The 24,912-nt window shown below is 62.4% G+C and carries 27 protein-coding genes; 18 read left to right on the forward strand and 9 right to left on the reverse strand.

The genetic code is table 11. The features are described 5' to 3' along the window. Nucleotides 1–158: 158 nt before the first annotated feature. The 4 genes from DCY11_RS12815 to DCY11_RS12830 all read left to right on the forward strand — a co-directional run bounded on the left by DCY11_RS12815 (nt 159) and on the right by DCY11_RS12830 (nt 2,765). On the forward strand, nt 159–566 hold the full coding sequence (locus DCY11_RS12815; RefSeq protein ID WP_069443399.1) for a MucR family transcriptional regulator: 408 nt from the start codon (nt 159–161) through the stop codon (nt 564–566). A 260-nt stretch (nt 567–826) separates the two neighbouring features. Continuing rightward, a complete protein-coding gene (locus tag DCY11_RS12820) occupies nt 827–1,357 on the forward strand; it encodes a PAS domain-containing protein (RefSeq protein ID WP_108683208.1) in 531 nt (176 codons plus the stop codon). A 161-nt stretch (nt 1,358–1,518) separates the two neighbouring features. Next, complete coding sequence (locus DCY11_RS12825) at nt 1,519–1,908, forward strand: helix-turn-helix domain-containing protein (protein WP_108683838.1); 390 nt, start codon at nt 1,519–1,521, stop codon at nt 1,906–1,908. After that, complete coding sequence (locus tag DCY11_RS12830) at nt 1,905–2,765, forward strand: DUF6456 domain-containing protein (RefSeq protein ID WP_108683209.1); 861 nt, start codon at nt 1,905–1,907, stop codon at nt 2,763–2,765. Before DCY11_RS12825 ends, DCY11_RS12830 begins: the two co-directional genes overlap by 4 nt. A 15-nt stretch (nt 2,766–2,780) precedes the next feature. Here the strand turns inward: DCY11_RS12830 and DCY11_RS12835 are convergent, their stop codons facing one another. Beyond that, complete coding sequence (locus DCY11_RS12835) at nt 2,781–3,230, reverse strand: SufE family protein (RefSeq protein WP_108683210.1); 450 nt, start codon at nt 3,228–3,230, stop codon at nt 2,781–2,783. Between the two features lie 183 nt (nt 3,231–3,413). Next, nucleotides 3,414–3,857 (reverse strand): DUF5330 domain-containing protein, encoded by a 444-nt coding sequence (locus DCY11_RS12840; protein WP_108683211.1) that lies wholly within the window; start codon nt 3,855–3,857, stop codon nt 3,414–3,416. Between the two features lie 392 nt (nt 3,858–4,249). Between DCY11_RS12840 and DCY11_RS12845 the strand changes: the two genes are divergently transcribed. The 4 genes from DCY11_RS12845 to DCY11_RS12860 all read left to right on the forward strand — a co-directional run bounded on the left by DCY11_RS12845 (nt 4,250) and on the right by DCY11_RS12860 (nt 7,582). Continuing rightward, nucleotides 4,250–6,019, forward strand: coding sequence for a PAS domain-containing sensor histidine kinase (locus tag DCY11_RS12845; protein ID WP_159080005.1), 1,770 nt, complete (start codon nt 4,250–4,252; stop codon nt 6,017–6,019). 117 nt (nt 6,020–6,136) lie between these two features. Next, the gene (locus DCY11_RS12850; protein ID WP_108683213.1) at nt 6,137–6,886 is read left to right on the forward strand and encodes a peptidoglycan-binding domain-containing protein; all 750 of its coding nucleotides are present in this window, start codon (nt 6,137–6,139) and stop codon (nt 6,884–6,886) included. Nucleotides 6,887–6,927: 41 nt separating this feature from the next. After that, complete coding sequence (locus tag DCY11_RS12855; protein WP_108683214.1) at nt 6,928–7,275, forward strand: DUF1491 family protein; 348 nt, start codon at nt 6,928–6,930, stop codon at nt 7,273–7,275. Between the two features lie 115 nt (nt 7,276–7,390). Beyond that, nucleotides 7,391–7,582, forward strand: a complete 192-nt coding sequence (locus tag DCY11_RS12860; RefSeq protein WP_108683215.1) for a hypothetical protein — start codon at nt 7,391–7,393, stop codon at nt 7,580–7,582. On the opposite strand, the gene DCY11_RS12865 is transcribed toward DCY11_RS12860, so the two are convergent. The 4 genes from DCY11_RS12865 to DCY11_RS12880 all read right to left on the reverse strand — a co-directional run bounded on the left by DCY11_RS12865 (nt 7,571) and on the right by DCY11_RS12880 (nt 11,625). Next, on the reverse strand, nt 7,571–8,185 hold the full coding sequence (locus DCY11_RS12865; protein WP_108683216.1) for a DUF1254 domain-containing protein: 615 nt from the start codon (nt 8,183–8,185) through the stop codon (nt 7,571–7,573). The two genes, DCY11_RS12860 and DCY11_RS12865, sit on opposite strands and share 12 nt — an antisense overlap. Then, nucleotides 8,176–8,844, reverse strand: a complete 669-nt coding sequence (locus tag DCY11_RS12870; RefSeq protein WP_159080007.1) for a DUF1214 domain-containing protein — start codon at nt 8,842–8,844, stop codon at nt 8,176–8,178. Before DCY11_RS12870 ends, DCY11_RS12865 begins: the two co-directional genes overlap by 10 nt. 39 nt (nt 8,845–8,883) lie before the next feature. Continuing rightward, the gene (locus DCY11_RS12875; protein WP_245409371.1) at nt 8,884–11,154 is read right to left on the reverse strand and encodes a transglycosylase domain-containing protein; all 2,271 of its coding nucleotides are present in this window, start codon (nt 11,152–11,154) and stop codon (nt 8,884–8,886) included. Nucleotides 11,155–11,340: 186 nt separating this feature from the next. Beyond that, entirely contained in the window at nt 11,341–11,625 is a 285-nt protein-coding gene (locus DCY11_RS12880; protein ID WP_159080008.1) for a hypothetical protein, read from the reverse strand. Between the two features lie 539 nt (nt 11,626–12,164). Here DCY11_RS12880 and DCY11_RS12885 point away from each other — a divergent pair. The 9 genes from DCY11_RS12885 to DCY11_RS12925 all read left to right on the forward strand — a co-directional run bounded on the left by DCY11_RS12885 (nt 12,165) and on the right by DCY11_RS12925 (nt 19,909). Beyond that, nucleotides 12,165–12,542: a hypothetical protein gene (locus DCY11_RS12885; protein WP_108683219.1), complete on the forward strand. Its 378-nt coding sequence runs from the start codon at nt 12,165–12,167 to the stop codon at nt 12,540–12,542. 539 nt (nt 12,543–13,081) lie between these two features. Further along, on the forward strand, nt 13,082–13,303 hold the full coding sequence (locus DCY11_RS12890) for an RNA-binding protein (RefSeq protein WP_108683220.1): 222 nt from the start codon (nt 13,082–13,084) through the stop codon (nt 13,301–13,303). Then, nucleotides 13,300–14,679 (forward strand): hypothetical protein, encoded by a 1,380-nt coding sequence (locus DCY11_RS12895; RefSeq protein ID WP_108683221.1) that lies wholly within the window; start codon nt 13,300–13,302, stop codon nt 14,677–14,679. The genes DCY11_RS12890 and DCY11_RS12895 overlap by 4 nt, the downstream gene beginning before the upstream one ends. Nucleotides 14,680–14,907: 228 nt before the next feature. After that, complete coding sequence (locus DCY11_RS12900) at nt 14,908–15,516, forward strand: hypothetical protein (protein WP_108683222.1); 609 nt, start codon at nt 14,908–14,910, stop codon at nt 15,514–15,516. Continuing rightward, nucleotides 15,452–16,798: a DNA-packaging protein gene (locus DCY11_RS12905; protein WP_108683223.1), complete on the forward strand. Its 1,347-nt coding sequence runs from the start codon at nt 15,452–15,454 to the stop codon at nt 16,796–16,798. Before DCY11_RS12900 ends, DCY11_RS12905 begins: the two co-directional genes overlap by 65 nt. A gap of 111 nt (nt 16,799–16,909) precedes the next feature. Further along, entirely contained in the window at nt 16,910–18,127 is a 1,218-nt protein-coding gene (locus tag DCY11_RS12910; RefSeq protein WP_108683224.1) for a phage portal protein, read from the forward strand. A 70-nt stretch (nt 18,128–18,197) separates the two neighbouring features. Further along, nucleotides 18,198–18,398 (forward strand): hypothetical protein, encoded by a 201-nt coding sequence (locus DCY11_RS12915; RefSeq protein WP_108683225.1) that lies wholly within the window; start codon nt 18,198–18,200, stop codon nt 18,396–18,398. Nucleotides 18,399–18,480: 82 nt separating this feature from the next. Further along, on the forward strand, nt 18,481–19,077 hold the full coding sequence (locus DCY11_RS12920; protein WP_108683226.1) for an HK97 family phage prohead protease: 597 nt from the start codon (nt 18,481–18,483) through the stop codon (nt 19,075–19,077). A gap of 67 nt (nt 19,078–19,144) precedes the next feature. Then, nucleotides 19,145–19,909, forward strand: a complete 765-nt coding sequence (locus tag DCY11_RS12925) for an SDR family NAD(P)-dependent oxidoreductase (protein ID WP_108683227.1) — start codon at nt 19,145–19,147, stop codon at nt 19,907–19,909. Nucleotides 19,910–19,942: 33 nt separating this feature from the next. On the opposite strand, the gene DCY11_RS12930 is transcribed toward DCY11_RS12925, so the two are convergent. From DCY11_RS12930 to DCY11_RS15615, 3 genes are all read right to left on the reverse strand, one after another. Continuing rightward, nucleotides 19,943–20,833, reverse strand: coding sequence for a cation diffusion facilitator family transporter (locus DCY11_RS12930; protein WP_108683840.1), 891 nt, complete (start codon nt 20,831–20,833; stop codon nt 19,943–19,945). Between the two features lie 171 nt (nt 20,834–21,004). Beyond that, nucleotides 21,005–21,535 (reverse strand): hypothetical protein, encoded by a 531-nt coding sequence (locus DCY11_RS12935; RefSeq protein WP_108683228.1) that lies wholly within the window; start codon nt 21,533–21,535, stop codon nt 21,005–21,007. A gap of 843 nt (nt 21,536–22,378) precedes the next feature. Continuing rightward, on the reverse strand, nt 22,379–22,909 hold the full coding sequence (locus DCY11_RS15615) for a hypothetical protein (RefSeq protein ID WP_159080009.1): 531 nt from the start codon (nt 22,907–22,909) through the stop codon (nt 22,379–22,381). Between the two features lie 446 nt (nt 22,910–23,355). Here DCY11_RS15615 and DCY11_RS12940 point away from each other — a divergent pair, with 446 nt between their 5' ends. Then, nucleotides 23,356–24,636, forward strand: a complete 1,281-nt coding sequence (locus tag DCY11_RS12940; RefSeq protein WP_108683841.1) for a phage major capsid protein — start codon at nt 23,356–23,358, stop codon at nt 24,634–24,636. Nucleotides 24,637–24,912: the final 276 nt, after the last annotated feature.

The following is a 24,912-nucleotide window of genomic DNA, read 5'->3' on the forward strand; positions in this document are numbered from 1 at the left end:
AAGGCTGTTAGTTTCCAAAGTTCGATAGTTTCAAGCCACAAAAACGGCGCAATTTGATGACTTTCAAGGGCGCTAGATTATGTGGAATGCGAATTGAGTCGCTGAATCGCCGTTTCCAGCGTTCGAATAGAAACGCTCGCGGCTAAAGGAGCCAAATCATGGACGCAGTGGTGGAAAAGGACGAGCTTGTTGAACTGACGGCTGAGATCGTTTCGGCCTATGTCACCAACAACACTGTTGTGGCCACGGATCTGCCGGCCCTGATCAACAACGTATTCGACGCGCTGAAGAAGGCCTCCAGTACCGGTGCGCAGCCGGCCAAGGAAGAGCTTCGGCCCGCGGTTCCGGTCAAGAAGTCCGTGACGTCCGAATACATCATCTGCTTGGAGGACGGCAAAAAGTTCAAGTCGCTCAAGCGCCATCTGCGGACTCATTACGACTTGTCGCCGGAAGAGTACCGCGAGAAGTGGGGCCTGCCGCACGACTACCCGATGGTTGCGCCGAACTACGCCGCGGCCCGGTCGGATCTTGCGAAGCGCATGGGTCTCGGACAGCGCCGCCGCTAAGGCACGCGCAAGCGGGCGCTGGCCCGCTCACGGACACCGCATTTTGGGCTGCGTGTCCGTCATTTTCACCACCATCGTTGGTGCCGGCATCCGGCGGTCAGACTGCACCGCCTGGCTGCAAGCGCAATATCCGGTGTGCGCTTGCCGTATCGACACAACCCCTTGTGATATCAGGCAAAACTTCGCACCTCTCTTGAATGTGACGGCGTGAAACCCCCATAGTCGGGGTGCGGGCCGATTCGATTTTGCGAGGGGATGTGATGCTGTCCGATTGCGCCTTCAGGGCACAGTTGGCGCTGCCGGAACAGCGTGTGCTTTTCGACTACTGGAGCGACATCGCTCGTGGGCGACCGATGCCGGCCCGCGCGGATTTTGATCCGCTCAAGTTCCCCGAACTCCTCCCGAATCTCGGTTTGATCGACTTGCGCGATGGTTTCGAACGCGGCCATTTCCGCTTGGCGGGCACGCGCTTGCGGGAGATCTACGGACGCGAGATCACGGGTCTGACTCTGCCGGAGGTGTTCTCGGGCCGCCGCGCCGAGCCGTGGCACGCTGTTCATTCGAGGATCGCGACGGAAGCCGTATGCGCCCAAGGCATTGCCCATGGCCCCGCCGAGGGCCGGGATCATGTGGTGCTATACTGGCTGCGGTTACCGTTCTCCGATGACGGCATCCGGGTCGATCGCATCCTCTGCCATGACACCCGGTGTCCCGACACGGAGGCCGACCAAACCGCTGAATTCACGGCCTATTGCTCCGGCCAGCACGGACCTGCGGCCCTGCGCGCGTAGCGTCCCGGCTTCAACGCAGGCCGTTCCTCCGAGGCCGGGTGGTTCGCGGGAACAAGGGCTCTTTCAGCGCGTTCCCGGGCAGCTTCTCTATCCCCGTCATTGCGTTCGCTCTTAGAGTATATAGGACAGTATTCCTATATCGAGTTCTGAGGAGCGAGTTCATGTGTGCGTTGGGGAGTGAGCGGTTTCAGGATACGCGGGAGCGGATTGGGCAGTGCCATGGCGCTCGGGGTGCGCTGCGCCAGGTCATCGATCCTGCCGTGGCGCTGGTGTTCGAGGTCGACCCAATGGAGCTTGGCGCCGCGACACGCCGGTCCCCGCGGGCGGCGTTCGCCCGCCAGGTGGCCATGTATCTCACGCATGTCGTCTGCGGGTTGAGCATGACGGAAGTGGGAGCGCTCTTCTCGCGCGACCGGACGACGGTTGCCCATGCCTGCGAGGTCGTCGAGGACCGGCGCGACGACCCCGAACTGGACGGCCGCGTTGAACGGCTCGAATGCGCCATCGCGGCGGTGATCGGGGCGCTCTCGTGGCGCGGGAGGGGCCAGTGAGCGCGCGGCGCTTGCGCGGGCCGGACACGGCGACTGCCACGTCAAACAGACGGCTCTTGCAGCGCCTCGCCGGCGGTGCGGTGCTCGTCGAAGACGACAAGGGAGGCTTCGCTCTGAGGGAGGCGGGCCGCATCGTCTTCAAATCCGTGGACCGTGATGTGGTCATGGCGTGCCTCGCTGCCGACCTCCTGGAGCGCACCGATCGCGGCTTGGTACTGAGCGACGCGGGTCACGCGCGTGTCCGGCGAAGCGGTGCCGAAGGTCTAGAGCCGTTCCGGGCGCAGCATGAACGCCGAAGCCAAGACGTACGTGAGGTCGGCGGCATCCGTCAGCCGGTACTCTTGAACGACGGCGAAAGTCCGCTGGGGTGGCTTCGCAGCCGGAAGGATCGTGCCGGTCGGCCACTGATCGGCCAGGAGCAATTCGAAGCCGGGGAGCGTTTACGGGCGGACTATTGGTTTGCACAGATGAACCCGCGCGTGACGGCCAATTGGTCCTCGGTGGAGCCTGCGAGCCGTTCTCGGCGCGGGGCACCAGCTGACCCGGCGGCGCTTCGCGATGAGGTCCTGGCGGCAAAAGAGCGGGCCATGCGCGCGCTGGCCGCCGTGGGCCCCGAGATCTCCGGTGTTCTCGTCGATATTTGTTGCGAGCTGAAGGGGCTCGAGGAGGCCGAGAAGGAGAATGGCTGGCCGCAGCGCGCCGGCAAGGTGGTGCTCCAGATCGCCCTCACACGTCTGGCGAAGCACTACGGTCTCATCGCCGATGGCAATGACCGCAAACGCAAGCTCCGGAAATGGGGTCGGCCCGGCTATCGGCCGCGCATCGACGGCGGTGCAGACGGGGCCGATCAGGCCTGATGGTTGAGGGGCGACCTAGGCCGCGCCGGTGCGCGCCTTCTCCGCGTCGGTGCGAATGCGCGTCACCATCGCCATCAGCCCGTTGGACCGTTGCGGCGTGAGGTGCTCGTTGAGGTGCAGCTCGCCCAAGGTCTTGGCGGCGTCGATGTCGAGAATCTCGCTGGCGGTCTTACCGGAATAGATGGCGAACAGGATCGCGACGAGCCCGCGGACGATGTGCGCATCGCTGTCGCCGACGAAAGTGAGGCGCGGGACGCCGTCGGGATGGACCGTCGTGGAAAGCCAGACCTGGCTGACGCAGCCTTGAACCTTGGTGTCGGCGTTGCGGAGCTCGTCGGGCAGCGGGTCCAGTTTCTTGCCGAGTTCGATGACGTAGCGGTAGCGGTCCTCCCAGTCATCGAGCAGTTCGAAGTCGGCGAGGATCTCCTCGAACGAGGGGCGGTCTGTGGTTGTTGCGGTATCCATTGCCCGATTATAGGCCCGCTCGCTGCCGGCTGCGAGAGCTTAGGGCCGGGAGCGGCAAAGGAACGCGCAAGGGACGGTCCCGAGGGGAGAGACCGGCCGCTTGCGCGTCTGGTGGCAGGCGGGGGGCTGCCGGGGAAACTTCAGTGCGTTCGGATAACCTGCGTCGCTGCAAGCAGCCGACGGTTAGACGTTCGGGCCGCTCCACTCCGTCTTGAGGTCGTCCGGGCTCAGCGTGTTCTGCGAGCCGCTGTCGATCCAGGGCGTCGGCTCGATCGGCACGGCCGACGGTACCGGCATCACCGAGTTGTCGACGGGTGCTTGGTGCGCCGACGGCCGATTGGCAGCGGCCTGTTGGCTGTTACCCGGATATCGTGCCGGGGCGAAGGTGCCCGTCTGATCGTTGACGAGGCTCTGAACCATGTGGGCGCCATACTGCGCCTTCTGCACGAGCACATTGATCGCGAACTGGCCCGAATCGCAGGTTTCGGGGTTGCGCACGCAGAAACTGCGAATGTCGGCCACAGCCGTCTGCGCCATGCCGTAAATCTTCTTCTGTTGCTCCCCGTCCGTCGGAATCAGGAGGATGAGCACCACCAGCCAAAAGGCCGATCTAATCAGGAACATCATTTGTCTGCCCTCTCTGTCGATGGCGGCCCCGTTTTTTTCGCCGCTCTGTGCTCCGCGATTTTTCGCAGATGAGGGAACTATACGCTCAAGAAAATAACGTCCTTTCCCGAAACCCTGTAAATTTTTACTCGAACTCTCAACCTCCTCTAACGGTTTTTCCCGGCGCGCCGAATAAACACACTGTTTATCTCTGTAAATGCATTTGAAAGAAACTTGACTAAAGTTTTAATGGAATCGGCTGGAAGTTTGGCGCACCACACGGAGCGAAGTCCCATCGGGGCGGCGGTAAGTGTCGCGGCCTTATGCTTTCTTTAAGTGAGCCTCGGGAATAATGGACCGCTAACTGAGGATTCTAGGACGCAGCGGTCCCGTGCCGCTCCGAGTTGCGAGTGTTGAGTCGAGAGAGTATCCGCGGCCTGTCAGCCTATTTCCGGTCGCTTGTCCACGAGTCGGCGCGCGGCGACGCGCTGACCTTGGCGCGGCACCAGACCTTTATTGCCTCGCGGCTCCTGGGCGGCGCCTTGGCGCTATGCGTGTTCCCCATCTATCTGGTTGTCGGGGGCAAGCCCTCTTTGTTGAGCGCCTTCGCCTTTCTCTGGCTGATGTCGCCGATCGCGATTGCGATCTATCTGTCGCGGGCTGGCCGGTTTGCCGTGGCCCATCGGATCTCCGCGGTCAATTTTGCCGGTCTCGTCACCTATTGCGCCTGGTTGACCGGCGGTCTCGCCTCGGCGCTGTTGCCGTGGCTCGTCGCCGTACCGCTCGAGGCGGGTCTCAGCACTGACAGGCGCAGCGTTGCGTGGGCCGTCGGCGCCGCCGGCACGGGACTTGTCGCGCTCGCGATGCTGGGTGCCGGAGGTATCGACCCGACGCCGTTCACCCTGCCGATCCCGCCAGCGGCCTTTGCCTTTATCGGCGCCTTGAGCGCGATGGCCTATGCGGCCGGTCTGGTCGTGACGCTTCAACTCGTTCACCGGCAATCCGAATACGCCATCGAAGCCAGCGAGGAGCGCTATCGTCTGCTCGCCGAGAACGTGAACGACATGATCACGCTGCATGACCACCGCGGACGTGTGGTGTTCGCGTCGCAAGCCGCGCGGCAGCTGCTCGGGGCCACGGCGCCGGCCGTGCTCGGCGACGGCCTCTTCGAACATGTCCATGTCGGCGATCGCCCGGCCTTTCTCTCGGCGCTCAACCGGTGCCGTGCGAACAATGAACCGATATCGGTCGAATTCCGCCTGCGCCGGGGCGGCTCGAGCGACAATGCCTATTACGCCTGGGTTGAGATGCGCTGCCGGCCGATGCCCCAGACCGACGGCTTCGACCAGTCCGCTGTCGTTGCCATCACGCGCGACATCTCGCAACACAAGGAATACGAGGCGAATCTCCTGCGGGCGCGCGGCGAGGCCGAAGGCGCGAGCCGTGCGAAGAGCCAGTTCCTCGCCAGCATGAGCCATGAGCTGCGGACGCCGCTCAACGCCATCATCGGTTTCTCCGAGATTTTGGAGCGGGAGCTGTTCGGCAAGCTGGGTGAGAAGCGCTATCGCGATTACGCGCGCCTGATCCATGAAAGCGGTGAGCACCTGCTGGGTGTGGTCAACGGCATCCTCGACATGTCGAAGATCGAAGCGGGCAAGTTCTCCATCGTGCGGGAGCCCTTCTGCGTGGGCGACTTGGTGAAGTCGTGCTGCGACGTTCTGCGTCATACCGCCGAGACCAAGGGGCTGACGCTTACGACCCAGGTCGCGGACGGCTTGCCGGAACTTGCAGCGGACAAGCGCGCCTGCAAGCAAATGCTGCTCAACGTGATCTCGAATGCCGTCAAGTTCACCGAGAAAGGCGGTTGGGTCAGAGTTGCCGCCTCCGTCGAGGACGGGAACATGGTGTTTGCCGTGTCCGACAACGGCATCGGCATCGCCGAGAAGGATCTGCCGCGCCTTGGCAACCCATTCGTGCAGGCCGCGAGTTCTTATGACCGCAGCTACGAGGGCGCGGGCCTTGGCCTGTCCGTCGTGCGGGGGCTCGCGCAGCTGCATGGGGGATCGCTGGACCTCGAAAGTACGCTGGGCCAGGGCACGACCGTGCGTATCGTTCTGCCCCTCGAAGTTGAGGCAGAACCCCCGGCCAACGAAGAGCACGGGGCATCGGTGGCAGCTGCCTAAGCGCGGATCGGCGTTTAGTAACTCTTTAGCTTCCGCCGCCAAGATGCGTTAGGGGAGGGGCGTGATGTCCTTCTCGATTTGAGTGGGCGAGACCTCAACAATCGATTTGTGGGAATAATGGGCGTAGTCACAGCGCGGCTTCTGTTTTTGGCCTTTTTGGGCATGACCGCGACCATCATTTACAACGCTCTCTACCTGCAGGAGCACGCGCCGCACGGCATGGCCGATGCGAGATCAGCGGGCTCCGGCACCACCCGTGTGATCGGCGTCGAGCCACCGAGCCCGAATGTGAGTGCCGACAGCTCAGCCAGCACGTACGAGAAGACGCCGGACTCCGGTGGGGGCGTGGCACCGGTCGTGACCGACCTGCCGGCGCAGCCGCCCGGAGATGGGGAATCGCTGCTGGTCGTGCGGGCTATCCAGCGGGAGCTTTCGTTGCGCGGCTACGACGTGGGCACCGTCGACGGTCAATTGTCGGACAAGACCCGCAAAGCCATTTCCGCGTTTCAGATGCGCGAAGGGCTCGCCATCACCGGCCTGCCGAGCGACGACGTCCTGCGCCAGATTCTCCTCGGCGATACGATCGCCAACTCCGATGCGACCGGCTCGGTACCGCCGGCCGACAGCATTGCCGCGCAATCGGCCGACGACAGCACCGTCTTGCGCGTGCAGCAAGTGCTTGCCGAACTCGGTTACGCACCGGGGATCATTGACGGCCAATGGGGCGAAAATACTGCCGATGCCGTCAGTGCGTTTCAGCAGGACCGCAATATGGCCGTCACCGGCTCGATCACGCCGGAACTTCTCGCCGAGCTTCAGCGCGTGACGGGACGCGACCTCACCAGAACGGCGGCTAGCAACCGTTAGCCCGATCACCGTATCCTCGACCCGATGAAGAAGGCCGTCTCATGCGTTTGAAGAGCGGGATCTGGGTCAGCGCCTACTTGCGCCGATGCGCCGTCGAGAATGTTCCGGCGGTCGTGGTCAAACGTGGCCACGAGGAAGCCGGCGCCATCTTCATTGAAGTCGACAGGCTGGACGGTACGCTCAATCTTTACGGGCCGGCGCCGGCCGGACTGTCCGCGACGGAGGCCGAGCGCTTCTGGGTGGCGTGTCTCGGAGGCGACGCCGCGGATGCGCCCACCGTCGCCGCCTATCTTGAGCGACAGCAGGAGTTCGACCCCGACCTCTGGGTGATCGCGGTCGAGGACAAAGAGGGGCGGCACTTCCTCGGCGATGCCCTGATCGCAGCCTAAGTGTCAAAGATCCATTAGGGGTTCGTTAACCTTAACGGGGTCCTAATCCGGGAAAGGCGCGTTGCGCGCGGGTTTTGTTTGCGCATCGCGTGAGGCAAGCCGTGGAGACCTTAAGATGGCGACCATATTGGAATTCCGCGTGACGGAGCACGACGGCGCCCGAAAGGAAGCGCCGGCCGACGGGGCGCTCGGTGAGATCATCATCTTTCCGGGTGTGCGTATCGAGCGCCATGGTGCTCACGACCAGACACTGTCTACCGCCGCTGTAGAGCATTCGGCGCAGGCCCGGACAAAGTCACAGGCCTGAAGGCGCCGGTGCGGGTAGGGGCGTTGCCGCTGCGGGGGGTGCCGCCGTGGCCCTCTGCTGTCCGCAATAGGCAGCCTCAAGGGCGCGCTGGGCTTCGAAGCTGCGGCTTGGACCGGCCAACGGTGCGCGGATCAAGGCAATGCCCTTGTTCGCCGGTGAATTGACCACCAACAGGTTCTCGAGGGCCTCCGGGGAATCGCCCGTCGCGTCCGCGACGGATTGATCACCGGTCGTGACGACGAGGTCCACATTGCCGCGCTTCATGTCGGCACCAACCACCGTATAGAAATTCTCGCCGATCGGCGTGTAGAAGGCGATGAGCCAGAGCTCGTCGGGAATGTTCGCGCGCAGGTGCACGGGCCCGTCGGAAAGATCGAAGAGGCACATGGCGTAGCGCACGTCCGGCGCCATGTTCGGCATGACCTGTTGTCCGGGCTTCAGCGGCGGAAGCTGAATGATGGTGTTGGTGGGACCGAGAGCGGCAAGCCGGGCATGGGCGTCGCGCGGCGCAAGTACGGGCAACGTCAGTACGGCGACCACGTGAATGAGGCCGGCGAGCACGACGGCCAAGGCGATATACAGTCCCGGCAATCTTACTCGCATCGCACACGCTCGATCGTTGGAAGGCTCTCATCGGGGATCTGCCCGATGCCGTTGGCGTCCGTTTCGCGGGGGCCGTAGACGCGCAGCAGGAGTTTGAGGTCTCTGTACGGATCGGTCCCGCTCGGCAGCCAGTTGCCGGGGCGGGCGCTCTTCGAAAGATAAATTTCGTAGCTCCCGTCCGATCGGCGGATCGCTTCTTCACTGTTGAAGCTGTAGCGGTTGGACGGATTGGGGATGATGGACCCTTGCGAGTCGTAAAGCGCAAGCGACCACCAGCGGGCATTCAAGGGACCGCCCGAGATGCGGTACTCGCATTGGGGACTTAGGTGGCTGCCACCGGAGTCCGTGCGGGCCACGAAATACCGGGCCGCCGTCGACGTCAGTGGCAGGCGGCCGCTTCTGGCGAGATGGGCCCGCGTGTACGGATCCGCGTTGGGATTTCCTTCGCTGAGCCAACTCGTCCACGGTCCTACGCGCGTGGTGGTGAGCATGGAGCCACGCTCGATCATGTACCAGGCCGATCCGATGCCTAAGAGCAGGGCGACGGCAAAGGCGCCGATGAAGTAGCCCAGCGCACGCATGGACGTGCCGCCTTCGTCGCGCCAAAGGCTGTTATGCGTCGGCGCTCCGGAGAGCGGCATGTCGGGGAGTGCTGTCACGCGAGCATCGTCTTTCGATCTAGGCGCAACGCGGGCGACTTACTGACGGTCGGTGCTGGCTGTGCGCGCCGCCCGCTCCGCATTACGATTAGAGACCGCCTGCGGGACGCCTGTACCCTCGGCCGACGCTACGTTCGATTTTGGCTTGTTGCCGACGGGCTGGGTCGCCCGGCTTTGACGATCGGCACCGTTCGGCGACACGGCAGGAGCCTTTTGCAGAAGCGTCGCGATATTGCCAAGAACCTGGCGTGTCGCTTTCGACATGTCCTTGGACGTGTCGACCGGCGGCGGCACCGGCAGGTCGGCGGAGGTGTTTTGCGACATGACCGCGGCAATCCGCTGTCGCTCGGCGATCTGCCGCGGATGCGGCGTGACGCCCGGGGCCGTGGGGATGTTGTCGCCATCATAGGCGGCGTCCATGAACGTCTTCCAGGTCTGGGCAGGGAAGCTGCCGCCTGTCACGCGGCCCATGGGCGAGAAGTTGTCGTTGCCGTACCAAACGCCGGTGACGTACTTGCCGGTGAAACCCATGAACCACGCATCGCGATAGTTGGAGCTCGTTCCGGTCTTGCCGGCGGCATTGGTGTAGTCGAGCCGTGCGCGGCGGCCGGTTCCCGCATCGACGACCGTCTGCAGCATGTTGTTGAGCGTTGCGACAGCCTCAGGCTTGAAGATCTGGGTCGGCTTTGGATCGTCCCGGTCGTGGTTGTAAAGAAGCTGACCGCCGATGGTGCTGATTTCTTCGATGCCGTACGGGCGAATGGACAGCCCGCCGGATGCGAAGACACCCCAGGCGCCCACATGCTCAAGCGGCGTCATGCCGTTGTCGCCGAGCGCCATCGAGCAGGTCTTCTTCAAATGCTTGACGCCCATCTTGGCGAGATCATCGAGCACTGTCTGGCGGTCCACTTCCAGCGAGAGCTTCACGGCCACCGTATTGATCGACTTCGCGAGCGCCGTCCGCAAGGTCATGGCGCCACGGTAACCGCCGGAATAGTTCTTCGGCGACCAGCGGCCGCAGCTCACATAGCCGTCGACCACCCTTCTGTTGGGCGTGTAGCCGAGATGCTCGATCGCGCTCAAGTAGACGTAAGGTTTGAATGAGGAACCCGGCTGCCGATAGGCATGCGCCGCGCGGTTGAACTGGCTGACGCCATAGTCCTTGCCGCCGACCATGGCGCGCACGGCGCCGTTGGTCTCCATGGAGACGAGGGCGCCGGCGTTGAAGTTCCGGGAGCGGCCGAATTTCGAGATCGTGTCTTCGACGGCTGTCTCGGCCGTTTTCTGAAGTCCCAGGTCAACCGTCGTACGTGCCACGACGATGCGGTTAGGGCGTCCGCCCATGATCCGCTGGACCTCCTCGAAGGCCCAGTCGAGGAAGTAGTCCGGCGTGTTCGAGTCGCCGCGCTCGACGATGCGTGCCGGGTTCAGCCGGGCGCCATAGACCTGCCCCTCGCTGAGATAGCCGGCTTCGACCATGTTGCTCAGCACTTCGTTGGCGCGCGCGCGCGAGGCGGCGAGATTGACATGGGGCGCATAGCGGGTAGGCGCCTTGAACATGCCCGCGAGCATGGCCGACTCCGCCAAGGTGACGTCGCGGATGGACTTGTTGAAGTAGTACTGCGCCGCAGCCTCGACGCCATAGGAACCGCCGCCGAGATAGGCGCGGTCGAAATAGAGCTTGAGCAGTTCCGGCTTGGTGTAGTGGTTCTCGAGGTAGATGGCGATGAACGCCTCTTTGATCTTTCTCGTGATGGCGCGCTCAGGCGACAGGAACATGTTCTTGGCGAGCTGCTGGGTGAGCGAACTACCACCCTGGACGACCGTGTCGGCGCGGGCGTTTTGGATCAGGGCACGTGAGGTGCCCATGATGTCGATGCCGAAATGATCGAAGAAGCGCCGGTCCTCGGTGGCGAGGGTCGCCTTGATCATGTGATCGGGGATTTCCTCGAGCGGCACGGAGTCGTCGCGCAGGAGGCCGCGCTTGCCGATCTCGTTGCCGTAGCGGTCGAGGAAGGTGACGCTGAACTCGTCCGACAGGTTGATCTTGCCCTGGGCGATTTCGAACGAGGGCAGCGCAAAGGCAAGGACCACGAGCAGGCCGGCCACGCTCAGCGTGAGGCCGTCGCAAACCAACTCGTTGCAGGCCCGCCAGAACCCCTTGATCTCGAAGCGGCCGAAAAAGGACGAGTAGGCGCCCCACCAATCGCGGAAGCCGGTCAGCGCGGAATAAAGGCCCGAATCGATCCACGAATCGATCTTCAGCCAATCAATCAGCTTGCCGCGATTATTGCCCTGGATATCCCGCAACGACTTTGGACCTCTTGAGAGAGTGCGATCTGCCCACACAAAAGCTGGCCGCCCCAAGGGAGACGACCCGAATTCTTGAGTATACACCGAATACGGCCATTTATAGAGGTTTGCCGGGGTGTACGGCAGAAAATCCGGCGCGGCTTGCTCTGGGCCTGGCGCCGGCGCCTCAGGGCTTGCCCAAGCCTATTCGAGCTCCGCGAAGCCCTTTGCCTCCATGCAATCCACGTAGTCGGATTCGGAGACCTTGCCCTTGAACAGAAGAATACGGGTTACCGAGGATATCCCTTTGCGCTGCGCCTGCTCGAGGCAGACGGCTTTGGCCGCCTCGAAGGCCGCCTTCTTGTCCTCGGCCTCGACGGCGGCGGTCGGCAGAAAGGATACGTCGGGGGCCGGGCCCTTGCGGCTGCAGGCGCCAAGCGCCAGCGCCACGACGGCAGTGACCAACAATGCCCCGCAAAGCCTCGTCACGATCCTACATTCCCTCTTCGGCGTTCCGCACGGGACACGCCGCACGCCTAACGCAACCACGAACCTGCCGGCCACGTTGCCTGAACGACCCCGCCGGCGGCAAGTCTCTCAAAGCCCGCAGCCTTAATGCCGGTGCGGCTGGAGAGCCGCCCTCTTGGCGTGAGCCCACAGCAATCTAGTGTCAGGCGAGTCCCCCGAGCGCCACCCTATCCAACAACATTTGCGGCAAAGAAAGGCGTTATCAAGGACATATGCGCGTCCCAATGCCTCAGGCTCGGGCGGCTGCCGGCTTCGCCCATCACAGTTGTGTGAGGCGCGCGGGCGAGACCCGGGCATTGCCGGGCGCTGGCGCGCCTGGGTGCGGGCGACCTTGAATCTCCCGGAAAGGCCGGAAAGAATGGCGTCACCGACTGCAGGTCTCTTCTATCCGACGCAAGCCTCCTCCATCTGAGGGACAACGAACCATCCAAAACGAGACAGTCCTGCGCAGAAGAGACATCCAAAAGAACAATGGGTCACCGGGAGGGAGTGTGCCGGCCATGCAGAGCTTTGCCGTGAAGACGATTGGGGCGATCGCCGCGATAGGGCTGATGACGCTGGGCAGCTTGGCGTTCGCCCAAGACGATGCGTTCGATCTGTCCGTGCCGAAGCCGGAGGCCGGAGCGGGAGCCGATGAGTTTGCCGACCTCGAATGCGGCACCGAGATGCTCAGCGGCAGCGGTCCGGGCTTCACGGCCGACCGCGATGAGGCCGAGACCGTGGCCATCGAGAATTGGATGGAGAAGGCCGCGAAGGTTTTCCCGGACACGGAGTTGGATTTCGATCTCGCCAAGGACTCCAATCTCAGCTGCGCCGTCCAGGGGCTGTATTCGAAGTGCTTCGCCGACGGCATTCCCTGCAAGTCCAAGGCGGAGTAAGGCGCCCGCCCCGCACAGAGTCGGAAAGTTGAGCCCAAAGACGAAAATATAGGAAAATAGTCCTTGACAGCGTAACGCTCATGGGCTAGGTTTTCTCTACAACGCGACAGTTGGGCGAGGGGCACGGCCCCTTGAGGGGGACGTTCCCTCCTAGTTCCGAGTCGCTGATCGCGTTTAGAACGCCGCTTCCAGAAATGGGGCGGCGTTGTTGGTTTCAGGGGGAGAGTTCTTGTTGGCCTATCGCCTAGCGGCTGCTTGAGGGCTTTCTTATTTGCGCTATCGGCCTAGCGGCCTGCTTGAGCGCATGTTTGTTCGTGCTACCTGCCATTTGGTTTGCCCCAACCGCTTTGCTGATCGAAGGGCTAATCAAGCGCGGCGACGCATTGTTGTTCTAGTACCCGCGCTCGACCCTTGGGGCCCTTTGGGCAGTGAAACTACATCTGGCGGCTCTCTCAGCTTGCTAATCCTCACGTGTTCGCTTTTTCAGCACACGCTTGGCGTGTCTCCTGTATGCTCAGCGGCAAGCAGGAGCGAATCGAATGCCAAAGGAGCCCAGACGCGAGAAGAGACCAGCCGGCACCATTGGCGCTGGTGTCACCGTCCTGAAGATAGCGATCGGCGAGCTTGCTGAGGCCGTCGACGCGGCTACGCTTTCAGGCGAGCATGTGCAGAAGGGCGGCATAGCACGTGCTTGCTGCTTCACACTCGAACAGGGTAGAGAGCTTAAGGCGAGGCGGTGCCGCGAGGTGGTCCAAGTATGACCGCTGAGATTGCAATCCTCAACAAGACCGCAGTCGCGCTTGCCACAGATAGTGCGATCACGATATCGGCTGGTCAGACAGAAGAGAAGATCTTCGATTCGGGCGATAAACTATTCGAGTTGTCGTGCGCAAACCCAATTGGTGTCATGATCTACAACGACCTACAGTTCGCCGAAATACCGCTGCCAATAATTATAAAAGACTTCCGAGATAAATGCACTGCTGTAGACCACGTTGAGCAGGCAGCCGATTTGTTCCTTCAATATCTGGACGAACTAGGCCGAACTTCAAGCTCGCGCGTTCAGGAAACAAGCCTTAGGCGCGTGATAGACCCGTTACTCGAACGTATGGACGAACGGTTCAAGGAGGCCATACGACGTTATTTGTTGGAGGAAAAAGAAGTCGAGCCAGACGAGATTTTGGACCGAGCGTTCGATGATGTTGTCCGCACATTTGAAACGGCCGTGCAGAACTCACAACCTGGAGAGTTTGTAGGCAACGGCGCTCCCAATTTTACAAATGAACACAAGAAACAGGTTCTTACGGGCATTAATGAATACTTTGGCAACCTAAAGCCTGCGCAAAAAGATAAGATACTTGGACTTTTTAGGGAGGTTCTTCTATCGGATTATCTATCTAGTTCTCTCACTGGCATAGTGGTCTCAGGTTTTGGAACCAAAGACGTATTTCCTACATTAGTTGCTTACGAGGTTGATGGAGTTGCCCTCGGACGCATCAAAAAAAAGAGCATCCATAGATGCGACATTGATAGGGATGGCGAACGAGCATCTGTTATTCCATTTGCTCAAAAGGAAATGGTCGATCGGTTTTTGTACGGTCTTGACGATGAAATAGTGGACGAGATCACTAGTTTTGCGCGCAGAACGATCTCAACAATTGGAGACACTATTCGACCTAACCTGGAGTTTGCTACGGACGATGGCGCGGAGCAGTTTGCGTCTAGTGTGAAAGGGGCGGAAGACGAGTTCGTGTCTGGCCTGAAGGCCGATGCCTTTAAGGCTATTAGAGATAAATCAAAGCAGGCAATCGAGGACATCGTAGAGTTTATGCCAAAGCCTGAGGTTGCGAGGATGGCTGAGGCATTAGTGGAATTAACGTCCATAAAGAGGCGTGTATCACGCGGGATGGAAACAGTTCGTGAGCCAATTGACGTTGCAGTTATTTCTCGATCGGAAGGTTTTATTTGGATAAAAAGAAAGCATTATTTTGAAGCCGAGTTTAACCCGAGATATGGAGAGCGCCTGGCAGAACGGATGCGAAGCCAAGGGAGAAAAGCCAATGGTCGGAATCCTCGAAAAGGAAAGCCAGCTCGAAAGAGAGGCCAGACAAGAAAAAGCGCCGAAAACAGCCAATAGGGCCTTAGAGTTGGCAGTTGAAAAGACACGCGAACGAATGCGCGCTGCAATTGAGGCTGGCAAACTGACTTGGGAAGCTGCAAAAGTCATAAAGTAAAAAACTTGGCTTGACGGTAAGTTGCTGAGGGCTCCGAGACACCGAGAGTCCAGATGGATGCCCGCCTTCGCGGGCATGACGCACTAGGAGGCGCTCGGTCTCCACACCTCAACACAATCGACAAGGTGCCCATGACGCTGCCCGACACGGACGAGCGCGGCGAGACCGCGCGCGCTGATGGGAGCGGCGTGAGCCCGCCCACGTTCCGTGGCGACCGCGTCGCGTCGACCATCGACTGGGAGGCGGTGCACCACGACTTTCTTCACAGCGGGATGGCGCTGCGCCGGATCGCCGATAAACACGGGACGACGCCGGCCAATATCGCCAAGCGCCGGGACGATCGGGGCTGGGAACGCGTGGCCCCGCTCGTACGTCTGCCAACGCGTCGGCGGCCGCTTGGAAATGGTTTGCCGCCCACACCCACCGAGAAGCGCCGTGGGCGGATCGTAAAGCGGCTCTACAATCTGCTGGATGCGAAGATGAGCGAGATCGAGACGCGCATGGCCGAGAACGACGGGCGCCCCCAAAGCGCCGCCGAAGCGGAGCGCGAGGCGCGTAACCTCAATTCGCTGGCGCGGCTCTACGCGAAGCTCGTCGAGATGGACGAGGCCAAAGCAGCGCAAGACAAGGGCGCGCGCGGCGGCAAAGACCGGAAGAAGACACAGGACGGTGCCGATGCGGACAGACTCCGCCGCGACCTTGCGGGCCGCCTTGCGCGCATCCAGCCCGGAGACGATTGAGCGATTCCTTTCAAGGCTTTCGCCGGATGAGCTAACGGCGCTGCACTACGATTTCGAGGTCTGGGCGCGGGACGATCAGCTGCCGCCTGTGTCCTCCGATGACGGAGTGACAGAGGGCGGATCGTCTTGGACCACCTGGCTGATGCTGGGCGGGCGCGGGGCCGGCAAGACTCGGGCGGGCGCCGAATGGGTGCGCGCTCAAGCCCGCCGCGCATCCGATGCACGCATCGCCCTCGTCGGGGAAACGTTGTCGGATGCCCGCGCCGTGATGGTCGAAGGCGTCTCGGGTCTGCTGGCGGTGCATCCGCCGGGCGCCCGGCCCGTGTTCGAACCGTCCAAGCGGCAAGTGCGCTGGGAGAGTGGCGCCGTGGCGCAGCTCTTCTCGGCGGAGGACCCGGAGAGTTTGCGCGGGCCGCAATTCAGCGCGGCCTGGTGCGACGAGCTCGCCAAGTGGCGGCGGCCGCAAGAGACCTGGGACATGCTGCAGTTCGGTTTGCGTCTGGGGGAGGCCCCCCGGCAGCTGGTGACCACCACGCCGCGGCCGATCCCGTTGATCAAGGCGCTGCTCGTGGACGCGCGCGCGATCGTCACGCGCGTCGCGACCGCGGCCAACGCCGCGAACCTGGCGCCATCGTTTTTGGAGACCATTGTCGGACGCTATCGCGGCACGCGGCTTGGGCGGCAAGAGCTCGAGGCGGAACTGCTGGAAGACCGGCCGGACGCGCTGTGGCCGCGTGAGATCATCGAGCGGCACCGTGTTGGCACGCCGCCGCCGCTATCCCGTGTCGTCGTGGCGGTTGATCCACCGGCCAGTTCCGGCCCGCGCGCCGATGCGTGCGGGATCGTCGTCGCCGGTCTCGGAGAAGACGGACGCGCTTATGTGCTGGCGGACGCGACCGTGCAGGGCGTGCGGCCTCTCGACTGGGCGCGCGCTGTCATCGCCGCCTTCCGCCGCTTCGAGGCGGACCGCATCGTTGCCGAGGTGAATCAGGGCGGCGAACTGGTCGAGACTGTGTTGCGGCAGGTGGACCCGGCCGTACCGGTGCGGAGCGTGCGCGCCATGCGCGGCAAGGTACTGCGCGCCGAGCCTGTGGCCGCTCTTTACGAGCGCGCATGCGTGTCTCATGTCGGCGCGCTGCCCGCGCTCGAAGACGAGATGTGTGACTTCGGCCTCGATGGCTTGTCCGGCGGGGAAAGTCCCGACCGGGTCGACGCGCTGGTCTGGGCCCTGACGGATCTGTGTTTGCGCGGCAGCGCTGAGCCTCGCGTTCGCACTCTCTAGTTTGCGCTACCGGCCGTCTTGTTTGCCCTACCGGCCTTCGGCCTACTTGAGGGCGGTGGCCTGCTTGAGCGCGGTTCCTATGACTCTTCTGCGACTCGTGAAAGGTGATTCATGACAACGGGTTTACGGGCTCAGTTGAGGCGATTGTTCGGCCTCGAAGCCAAGGCGAGCCAGACGGCGAAGCTGATCGCCTGGGCCACGGGCGGGCATCCCGTGTGGACCCCGCGCGACTATGCGAGCCTGGCGCGCGAAGGCTTCACGAAGAACCCGATCGTCTATCGCTCCGTGCGCATGATCGCCGAGGCTGCGGCCTCCGTGCCGCTCTACCTTTTCGACGGGGCGAAGGAGATCGACGAGCATCCGCTGCTGGCGCTTCTGCAGCGGCCAAACCCGATGGAGTGCGGGCCCGATCTGCTCGAGTCCTTCTTCGGCCATCTGATCGTGGCGGGGAACGCATATCTGGAGGCCGTGGCGGTGGACGGTACCGTGCGCGAGCTGCACGCGCTCCGCCCCGACCGCATGAAGGTGGTGCCGGGTCCGAACGGCTGGCCCGAGGCGTATGAATACGCCGTCTCGGGGCAGACCATGCGTTTCGACCAGGATGGTTCGCGCGTTCGGCCCATCCTGCACATGGCGCTGTTCCATCCGCTCAACGACCATTACGGCATGAGCCCGCTGGAACCTGCCGCTGTCGGTCTCGATCTGCACAACGCCGCCGGCGTCTGGAACAAGGCGCTGCTCGACAACTCCGCCTGCCCCTCGGGCGCGCTGGTCTATACCGCCAAAGACGGGCAGCTTTCACCGGAGCAATACGAGCGGCTGAAGACCGAACTCGAGGACGGTTTCGCCGGCGCGGCCAATGCCGGCCGGCCGTTACTGCTGGAAGGCGGGCTTGACTGGAAGGCCATGGGGCTCAGTCCCCGTGACATGGATTTCATCTCGGCGAAGCACGTGGCCGCGCGGGAGGTGGCCCTGGCACTGGGTGTGCCGCCCATGCTGCTCGGCATTCCCGGCGATAACACCTATGCGAACTATGCGGAGGCCAACCGCTCCTTCTGGCGCCAGACCGTGCTGCCGCTGGTGGCCCGGACGGCGAAGGCCCTGTCGGCCTGGCTCGCGCCGGGCTTCGACCTTGCAGCTGGACCGGACGCGCCGGCGCTGGAACTGAAGCCAGATCTCGACGCGGTGGAGGCGCTCTCCACGGAACGCGAGGCCCTGTGGGCGCGCGTGCAAGCCTCAGACTTTTTGACCGTCAACGAAAAGCGCGCGGCCGTCGGCTATGGCGCCATCGAAGGTGGCGATACGTTGTCCGGCGCGCCGCCGCCCTAAGCTGGGCGGTTGCCGTGCCCCATGCTAGCCTTCCGCCGGGACCTGAAGAGAATCGGCAAGGAGAGGGGCTATGGCAATTCGTCTGACACCACCGACCAAGAACGTCTTCTATCTATCCATCGTCTGCGTGGTCGTCGCGCTTGTGCTGTATCTGCTCGGCGTGCTCGGCGTGATCGACGGTGGCTTCGCGTCCATTTCGCATTTCGCGTTTTGGGCAGCCATCCTCGGTTGGGGCATGCTGACCGTGGGCGTGGCGATGAAGGGCGTCTGACGCCAGCACACGTGTCCCCCTCAGGTTTCCCTTTTCGGGCTAACCCTTTGGGCGGCCGTGCCCAACGGGAAAGACCATCACGATGCTGCAACGCTTTGGCGAGCTCGCGCCGGAGCGCGAGGTCAAGTTCGCGCCCGTCAACCTGCAGACCGTCGAAGCGGACGGCACGTTCTCCGGCTATGCGAGCGTGTTCGGCCAGGTGGATCTCGGCCAGGATCTCGTCATGCCGCGCGCGTTCCGGGAGAGCCTCGCCACGCGCGGCGCCCGTGGGGTCAAGCTGCTGTTTCAGCACGATCCCAACGAGCCCATCGGCGTGTGGCTGGAGCTGGCCGAGGATGCGCGCGGTCTGTTCGCCAAGGGCCGCTTGGTGCCCGAGGTGACGCGCGCCCGCGAGGTGCTGTCCTTGATGCGGGCCGGCGCGCTCGACGGGCTTTCCATAGGCTTCCGCACCGTGCAGGGGCGCACGGACCCGGCGAGCGGCGTGCGCCGTCTCGACAAGATCGATCTGTGGGAAATCTCCGTGGTGACGTTTCCCATGCTGCCGGACGCGCGCGTGAGCGCCGTGAAACGGCAAGCGGCTGTCCCACGTGATGCGCGTCCGCAGTTTAGGGCGCCCGACAATCTGCCCGCCTTCGCCCGGGCCTTGCGGCGTGGGGCAAAGCGCTTGCGCGGATCCTAACGCCAAAGCGCGCTAGAGTTGTGCTATCGCTATGCGACCGCCGCACAAGGAGAGGGCGCAACACGATATGTTCGATTTCAAAGACAAGGTCGTCTTGATCACCGGTGCGGCGCAAGGCTTCGGTCGCGTGCTGGCGGAGGCCTTCGCCGAGCGTGGCGCGAAGCTCGCTTTGTGCGACATCAACGATTCCGGCGGCGAGGAGACGCTGGCCTCGGTCAAGACGATCGGTGCCGACGGCTTCTACAGCCACGCCGACATTTCGAGCGAAGCCGATGTGGCGCGTTTCGTGGCCGAGACCGTCACGAGCTTCGGCCGGCTCGACATCGCCATCAACAATGCGTCGAAGGAGATCTCCGGCCCGACACTCGATCTGCCGTCGGAGGATTTCGGCACGGTGATCGACACCAATCTGAAGGGCACCTATTACTGCCTGAAGCACGAGGTCGCGCAGATGCGCAAGAACGGCGGCGGGGCCATCGTCAACCAGGCCTCGGTGACCAGCAGCATGACCGGCGTCCCCGACAACGGCCTGTATGCGGCGACCAAGGGCGGCATCATCGGGCTGACCAAATCCGCCGCGCTGCAAGTGGCGGCCGAGAACATCTCGATCAACGCGATTGCGACCTGCGCCTTCGACATACCGAACGACATGTTTTTGCGCTGGATCGACGATCACAAAGTGAGTCGGAAGGACGCCGAAGGCTGGCTGCCCATCAAGCGGCTGGGCAAGCCCGAGGAGATCGCGGCGGCGACGCTCTATCTTGCTTCCGACGAGGCGCGCTTCGCGGTCGGCTCGGTGCTGACCGTCGACGGCGGCTGGACCGCGCAGTAGGGGCGGCGGCTGTCGTTGTCTGGGGGGCCTCTTCTAGAGGACCGGCACGCCTGAGCCCATTTTGGCTTTGTCTTCCGGCTCGACGTGGATCGTGATGACCGCGTGGTTCATCTCTTCCTTGAGCGCGGCTTCGATGCGGTCGCAGATGTCGTGAGACTCCTCGACGCTCATCGAGCCGGGAACGACAAGGTGGAAGTCGATGAACACCGTGGGGCCCGCGGTGCGCGTCCGCAGATCGTGGGCTTCGATCGCGCCTTCGGCTTCGCGCGAGATCACGAGGCGAATATCGGACAGGATCTCGTTCGAGACCGCTTCATCCATCAAGCCGCCCACGGACTCGCGCATGAGCGACCAGCCCCACCACAGGATGTTGAGGGCGACGAGGGCGGCGACGATCGAATCGAGCGGGGTCCAGCCGGTCAGCACCACGAGAATGACGCCGGCCACGACGCCGACCGACGTGATCACGTCGGAGAGCAGGTGCTTGGCGTCGGCCACGAGCGCGGGCGAGCGATGCCGGCGCCCGTAGCGCATGAGCACGAAGCACCAGGCGGCATTGATGACGCTTGCGAAGACGTTCAGGGCAAGGCCCGGCAGCGGGGCCGAGAATGGATGCGGGTCCATCAGGCCGAAATAGGCTTTCCGGAGGATGGCCAGCGCGGCGACCACGATCAGGACGCCCTCGACGACGGCGGACAGATACTCGACCTTTTGGTGGCCGTAAGGGTGGTTCGCATCCGGCGGCACGGCGCTGAGGCGGACGGCGAGGAACGCCGCGATCGCCGTGGCGACATTGATCACGCTTTCGAGCGCGTCGGAGTAAAGCGCGATGCTGCCGGTCACAAGGTAGGCAGCCCATTTCAACCCGAGGACGAGAAGCCCAACGGCGATGCTCGCGAGGGCGAGCTTGGCTACGAATTTCATCTTGGGCATGTCGGCTGAATCGGGTTTGCGGCGGCGCTGGCGCCTTCGCTAACGCACGGGGCTAGCCGGGTCAAACCCGCTCCCGCCCAAGCCGCCAACGGTTCGCATCTAGAGGAGACGAGCGATGAGGGACGAACCGCACGTGGCCATGGCGCCGGGCATTTCACTCCATTAATTGCTCGAAACGGTCAGCGGTAGGCTACGCGACTGCTGACAGGAGCCGGACAGGTTCTGATAGTGGATGTTCTTCAAGCCGGCTTCGATGAAGCCCGGGTTGCTCCCCTCGGGGCTGTATTTGTAGAGCTCGATTGCGATCTGCTCGATGTGTTTGCCTGCTGCCGTATTGTCGATGACGGTGATCTCCGATTCCAGCCGCGCGGGCTCCACGCCGGTGTCGAGGCGCCATTTCGGAAAGGGCGGCTTCTTGGTCGTGCGGCCCGTGCCGCTGATCTCGGTAAGAGAGGTTTGCTCGAACCGCGGTTCGTTTCCGTCCCGGCTCATGTCGAATAGGAAGGCCACGCGCGGCGCGCCCGTATAGCCGATGAAAACACATTGAAGCTGCGGTGGCGCTGCCGGCGCCGCCACATGTTCCGGGTCCGGCGGGGGCGGGCTTTCTTGAGTCGCCCAGTATGCAGTCGCAAGAACAGCGGTGACGGCGCCGGCAATTGCCAGGCCGACGATCAGCGTTCTTCGGGAAGCCATTCGGGATGCACTCTCTTTCCGCGCCTGGTTCGCTGGCGCGTGCGGAGCTTGGCATGGCGGCGCACGCCTGCGCATGGCCATGTTCCGTAGGACTTTTGCCAGCTTCGCTGGCTGCCCTTCTAGCGGCTCGGACGTCCCGAAGACATCGCCGCGGGAACGCTCGCGAGCGCGAGCTTGGCTACGAAATTCATCTTGGGCATGTCGGCTGTATAGGTCGGGGCGACGCTCTATCTCGCCTCCGACGAGGCGCGCCCTGCGGCGGCCTCGGTGCTGACGGTCAACTACGTTGTGGGAGCAGGAATGCCCATTGTTAGGAAAGAACCAGAGAGTATTGAATAGTATTGCGAAATGTGTTACGAGGCAACGTTGTTGCAGCGTTGGTTGCCTTCGAGTTCTTCGTTACGCTGCAACAACGTTGCCTTCACAAAGAAAGTATTTTTCTCAGTCTTTGTAGGTCTTTTGGCAAACTTCTTATACGACATCTCCAAGCTCCTAATCGCGATGCTGTTCGAATAGCTCTCATTTTGGCATATTTCGAGTAGTAACTCAAGAATTTAGGCTGATTTCACTGACCTTTTATCTTGATAATGTTTTGCGCAGTTGATTTTTGACTAGCACGCCCAATGCGGCAGGATCAGCCGTGGGCCGTTCAGGGGGGCTGTTTGTTCGTGTTTTGTTTGTGTCGACGCGATACGTTATTGAAACTTTCACGCTCGATTGTTATGTATGGGCTGTCACCACAGGCGAGTGTAATAGGGTGATGCCGCCCAGAGATGGGTTTCGCGGATTGCGGAGGTAACGGAGTCTCGCACATTTTCTCAAATAGCCCCCTCTGGGAGGGGGCTATTTCTTTATCAAAGTTATTGATCTTCGCTCTCTTGGCTGCGTGATGCGGCGCCCTTTCGCCGTACTGTCGACGAGCGTGGCGAAGGTGATCGCGGGACTCTTTGAGGCCATGGATGACTTTTCATGGGCGGTCGTAACAAACATCCTTGTATCGAGATCCGGGATTTTGGCTTTGCTCATCTTAAAAACGACCACGTATGGGTAAGCCAATCCATCAAGTGCATACGCAATAAGATAGCTGTCGTGACTAAAGTAGACACGCCCTATCTGATTGCCGATGAGTTCAGGCAATAGCTTGGATAGTTCATACCGTTTTGGGCAAAAGGTCCGTACGTCACCGCGATGCTCAAAATGGTGGCTAATTGGGTCGCCGTCCTGCCTCTCCCTAGTGAAAGTATGGCAGCCAAAGGAAACTCCGACCTTGAAGGTGGGAGCGTCGGGAGCAGCTGGAGATACTTCAATTGAGTAAGGATCAAGATGGCTGAGGTCATACTCAGTTCCGTCAATGGTGACTTTAGGCCAGTACATAACCCCTCGCTCAACCAACACGCGAAGATAACACTCTTGTGCTAATCTGACGACAATTGTGTCTTGGCAGTCGAGGAACCAAGTAACTAAGCCCGATCCATGCATGGGTTGAGTGGCTGACCTCGAAGCGGCGAAATTTCAGCGGTAAATAGCTCCCAATACGATCCAGCGGGCCTCGACAGGTATTCCTCGGCCCTGAGCCGGGCATTCTTACTTGTTTGCCCCAGCGCACTTCACGCCGCTTAAGCACGCTCCTTTCCACCAGCCCCTGACGGTTTCGCCCGTGGCGCGCATCGCGCCGTGGCGTTGCCGCATGGGGCGTACTTCCGCCCCTGAACGAACAATGGGGCGCTTTCCCGCCCCTAAAGAACAGAGGACTGACGATGGACGAACAGCACGATACGACTGCGCCCGATGAACTCGAAACAAAGGCCCGCTACGGCAAGATGGATGGCGTCGACCCTGGCGTGCCGGCCACGACCGTGTTGACCACGACGCCGGGCGGCACCGGCGACGACGTGGCGCTCGCCTTCGAACAATTCCTGCAGAACTTCGAGCTCTTCAAGCAGGAGAACGACGACAAGATCCGGGCGCTTCAGCAGGGCATGCCCGTCGACGTCGTCACCACCGACAAGATCGACCGCATCAACCAGGCGCTGGACGAGCAGAAGGCGCTTGTGGATCGGCTGACCCTGAAGGGCGCGCGGCCGCGCCTGTCGTCCTCGCCGCTCTATGCATCGAGCGCGGGCCTGCAGCACAAGGCCGCCTTCGACGGGTACATGCGCCGGGGCGAAACGTCGGGGCTTCTGTCGCTCGAGCAGAAGGCCTTGGCGATCAGCACCAATGACGGCGCGGACGGCGGCTATCTGGTGCCGTCGGAGGTCGAGGCCGCAGTGCTTCGCGGCGTGAAGGAGATCTCGCCCCTTCGCGCCATTGCCGGCAACCGCACGGTGAGTGCATCCGTCTACAAGAAGCCGTTCTCCGTCACGGGTCCTGCGACCGGCTGGGTGGCCGAGACCACGACGCGGGACGAGACCAATTCGCCGACGCTGGCCGAGCTGACCTTCCCGACCATGGAGATCTACGCAATGCCGTCGGCAACCCAGAGCCTGCTCGACGACTCTGCGGTCAATATCGACGAATGGCTGGCCGAGGAAATCCAGGTGGCCTTCGCGCAACAGGAAGGCGCGGCCTTCGTGTCCGGCGATGGCAACAACAAGCCCCGCGGCTTTCTCGACTACACCAAGGTCGAGAACGGCTCCTGGGCCTGGGACAAGATCGGCTACGTGGCCACGGGCAATGACGGCGCGTTCGACGCCTCGCACCCGAGCGACGACCTGATCGACTTCATCTACACGCTGAAGTCCGAGTATCGCGCCAACGCCCATTGGGTCATGAACCGCGCCACGCAGGCGACGATCCGCAAGTTCAAGGACGCGGACGGCAACTATCTCTGGCAGCCGCCGGAGCGCGCGGACCTGTCGCCCACGCTGATGAACTATCCGATTGCCGAGAGTGAAGACATGCCCGACATCGACACGGACAGCTTCGCGGTTGCCTTCGGCGACTTCGGCCGCGGCTATCTCGTGGTCGACCGGGCCGGCATTCGCGTGCTGCGCGATCCCTTCTCGGCCAAGCCCTACGTGCTGTTCTACACGACCAAGCGCGTGGGCGGCGGCGTGCAGGACTTCGACGCCATCAAGCTTCTGAAGTTCGGAACGTCTTAGGCTCCGCCAGCGATCGGTGCGGCCTCCCACATCTTGTGTAGGAGGCCGCGCCATGGGCGCTTCGCGCGAGGCCGCACCGTGAACAGAGCGACGACGAATCAGGGGTTCGTAAATCTTCGCGTGCTGTTCCCTACGACATGTTGTGGTTTCGAGGCGCCGCGTTAACCAACACGGGGCGGCGCGCCTCGTTTCATCGCTGATCTCAGTTGTGCCCGGCCGGGCCGGCGGCCGCTTCGCGCGCCCACCCCCTCCCTCGCGTGAGCGGCCGCCACTCTT

Source organism: Methyloceanibacter sp. wino2 (assembly GCF_003071365.1).
In the GTDB taxonomy this organism is placed as follows: Bacteria; Pseudomonadota; Alphaproteobacteria; order Rhizobiales; family Methyloligellaceae; genus Methyloceanibacter.

Bases quoted from the DNA above. Each gene is read 5' to 3' on its own strand.
- DCY11_RS12825 (WP_108683838.1), top strand. From the start codon at position 1,519: ATGTGTGCGTTGGGGAGTGAGCGGTTTCAGGATACGCGGGAGCGGATT.
- DCY11_RS12820 (WP_108683208.1), top strand. From the start codon at position 827: ATGCTGTCCGATTGCGCCTTCAGGGCACAGTTGGCGCTGCCGGAACAG.
- DCY11_RS12865 (WP_108683216.1), bottom strand. From the start codon at position 8,185: ATGCGAGTAAGATTGCCGGGACTGTATATCGCCTTGGCCGTCGTGCTC.
- DCY11_RS12895 (WP_108683221.1), top strand. From the start codon at position 13,300: ATGACCGCTGAGATTGCAATCCTCAACAAGACCGCAGTCGCGCTTGCC.
- DCY11_RS12925 (WP_108683227.1), top strand. From the start codon at position 19,145: ATGTTCGATTTCAAAGACAAGGTCGTCTTGATCACCGGTGCGGCGCAA.
- DCY11_RS12855 (WP_108683214.1), top strand. From the start codon at position 6,928: ATGCGTTTGAAGAGCGGGATCTGGGTCAGCGCCTACTTGCGCCGATGC.
- DCY11_RS12910 (WP_108683224.1), top strand. From the start codon at position 16,910: ATGACAACGGGTTTACGGGCTCAGTTGAGGCGATTGTTCGGCCTCGAA.
- DCY11_RS12940 (WP_108683841.1), top strand. From the start codon at position 23,356: ATGGATGGCGTCGACCCTGGCGTGCCGGCCACGACCGTGTTGACCACG.
- DCY11_RS12850 (WP_108683213.1), top strand. From the start codon at position 6,137: ATGGGCGTAGTCACAGCGCGGCTTCTGTTTTTGGCCTTTTTGGGCATG.
- DCY11_RS12920 (WP_108683226.1), top strand. From the start codon at position 18,481: ATGCTGCAACGCTTTGGCGAGCTCGCGCCGGAGCGCGAGGTCAAGTTC.
- DCY11_RS12905 (WP_108683223.1), top strand. From the start codon at position 15,452: ATGCGGACAGACTCCGCCGCGACCTTGCGGGCCGCCTTGCGCGCATCC.
- DCY11_RS12860 (WP_108683215.1), top strand. From the start codon at position 7,391: ATGGCGACCATATTGGAATTCCGCGTGACGGAGCACGACGGCGCCCGA.
- DCY11_RS12935 (WP_108683228.1), bottom strand. From the start codon at position 21,535: ATGGCTTCCCGAAGAACGCTGATCGTCGGCCTGGCAATTGCCGGCGCC.
- DCY11_RS12915 (WP_108683225.1), top strand. From the start codon at position 18,198: ATGGCAATTCGTCTGACACCACCGACCAAGAACGTCTTCTATCTATCC.
- DCY11_RS12840 (WP_108683211.1), bottom strand. From the start codon at position 3,857: ATGATGTTCCTGATTAGATCGGCCTTTTGGCTGGTGGTGCTCATCCTC.
- DCY11_RS12890 (WP_108683220.1), top strand. From the start codon at position 13,082: ATGCCAAAGGAGCCCAGACGCGAGAAGAGACCAGCCGGCACCATTGGC.
- DCY11_RS12930 (WP_108683840.1), bottom strand. From the start codon at position 20,833: ATGAAATTCGTAGCCAAGCTCGCCCTCGCGAGCATCGCCGTTGGGCTT.
- DCY11_RS12885 (WP_108683219.1), top strand. From the start codon at position 12,165: ATGCAGAGCTTTGCCGTGAAGACGATTGGGGCGATCGCCGCGATAGGG.
- DCY11_RS15615 (WP_159080009.1), bottom strand. From the start codon at position 22,909: ATGTACTGGCCTAAAGTCACCATTGACGGAACTGAGTATGACCTCAGC.
- DCY11_RS12835 (WP_108683210.1), bottom strand. From the start codon at position 3,230: ATGGATACCGCAACAACCACAGACCGCCCCTCGTTCGAGGAGATCCTC.
- DCY11_RS12815 (WP_069443399.1), top strand. From the start codon at position 159: ATGGACGCAGTGGTGGAAAAGGACGAGCTTGTTGAACTGACGGCTGAG.
- DCY11_RS12900 (WP_108683222.1), top strand. From the start codon at position 14,908: ATGACGCTGCCCGACACGGACGAGCGCGGCGAGACCGCGCGCGCTGAT.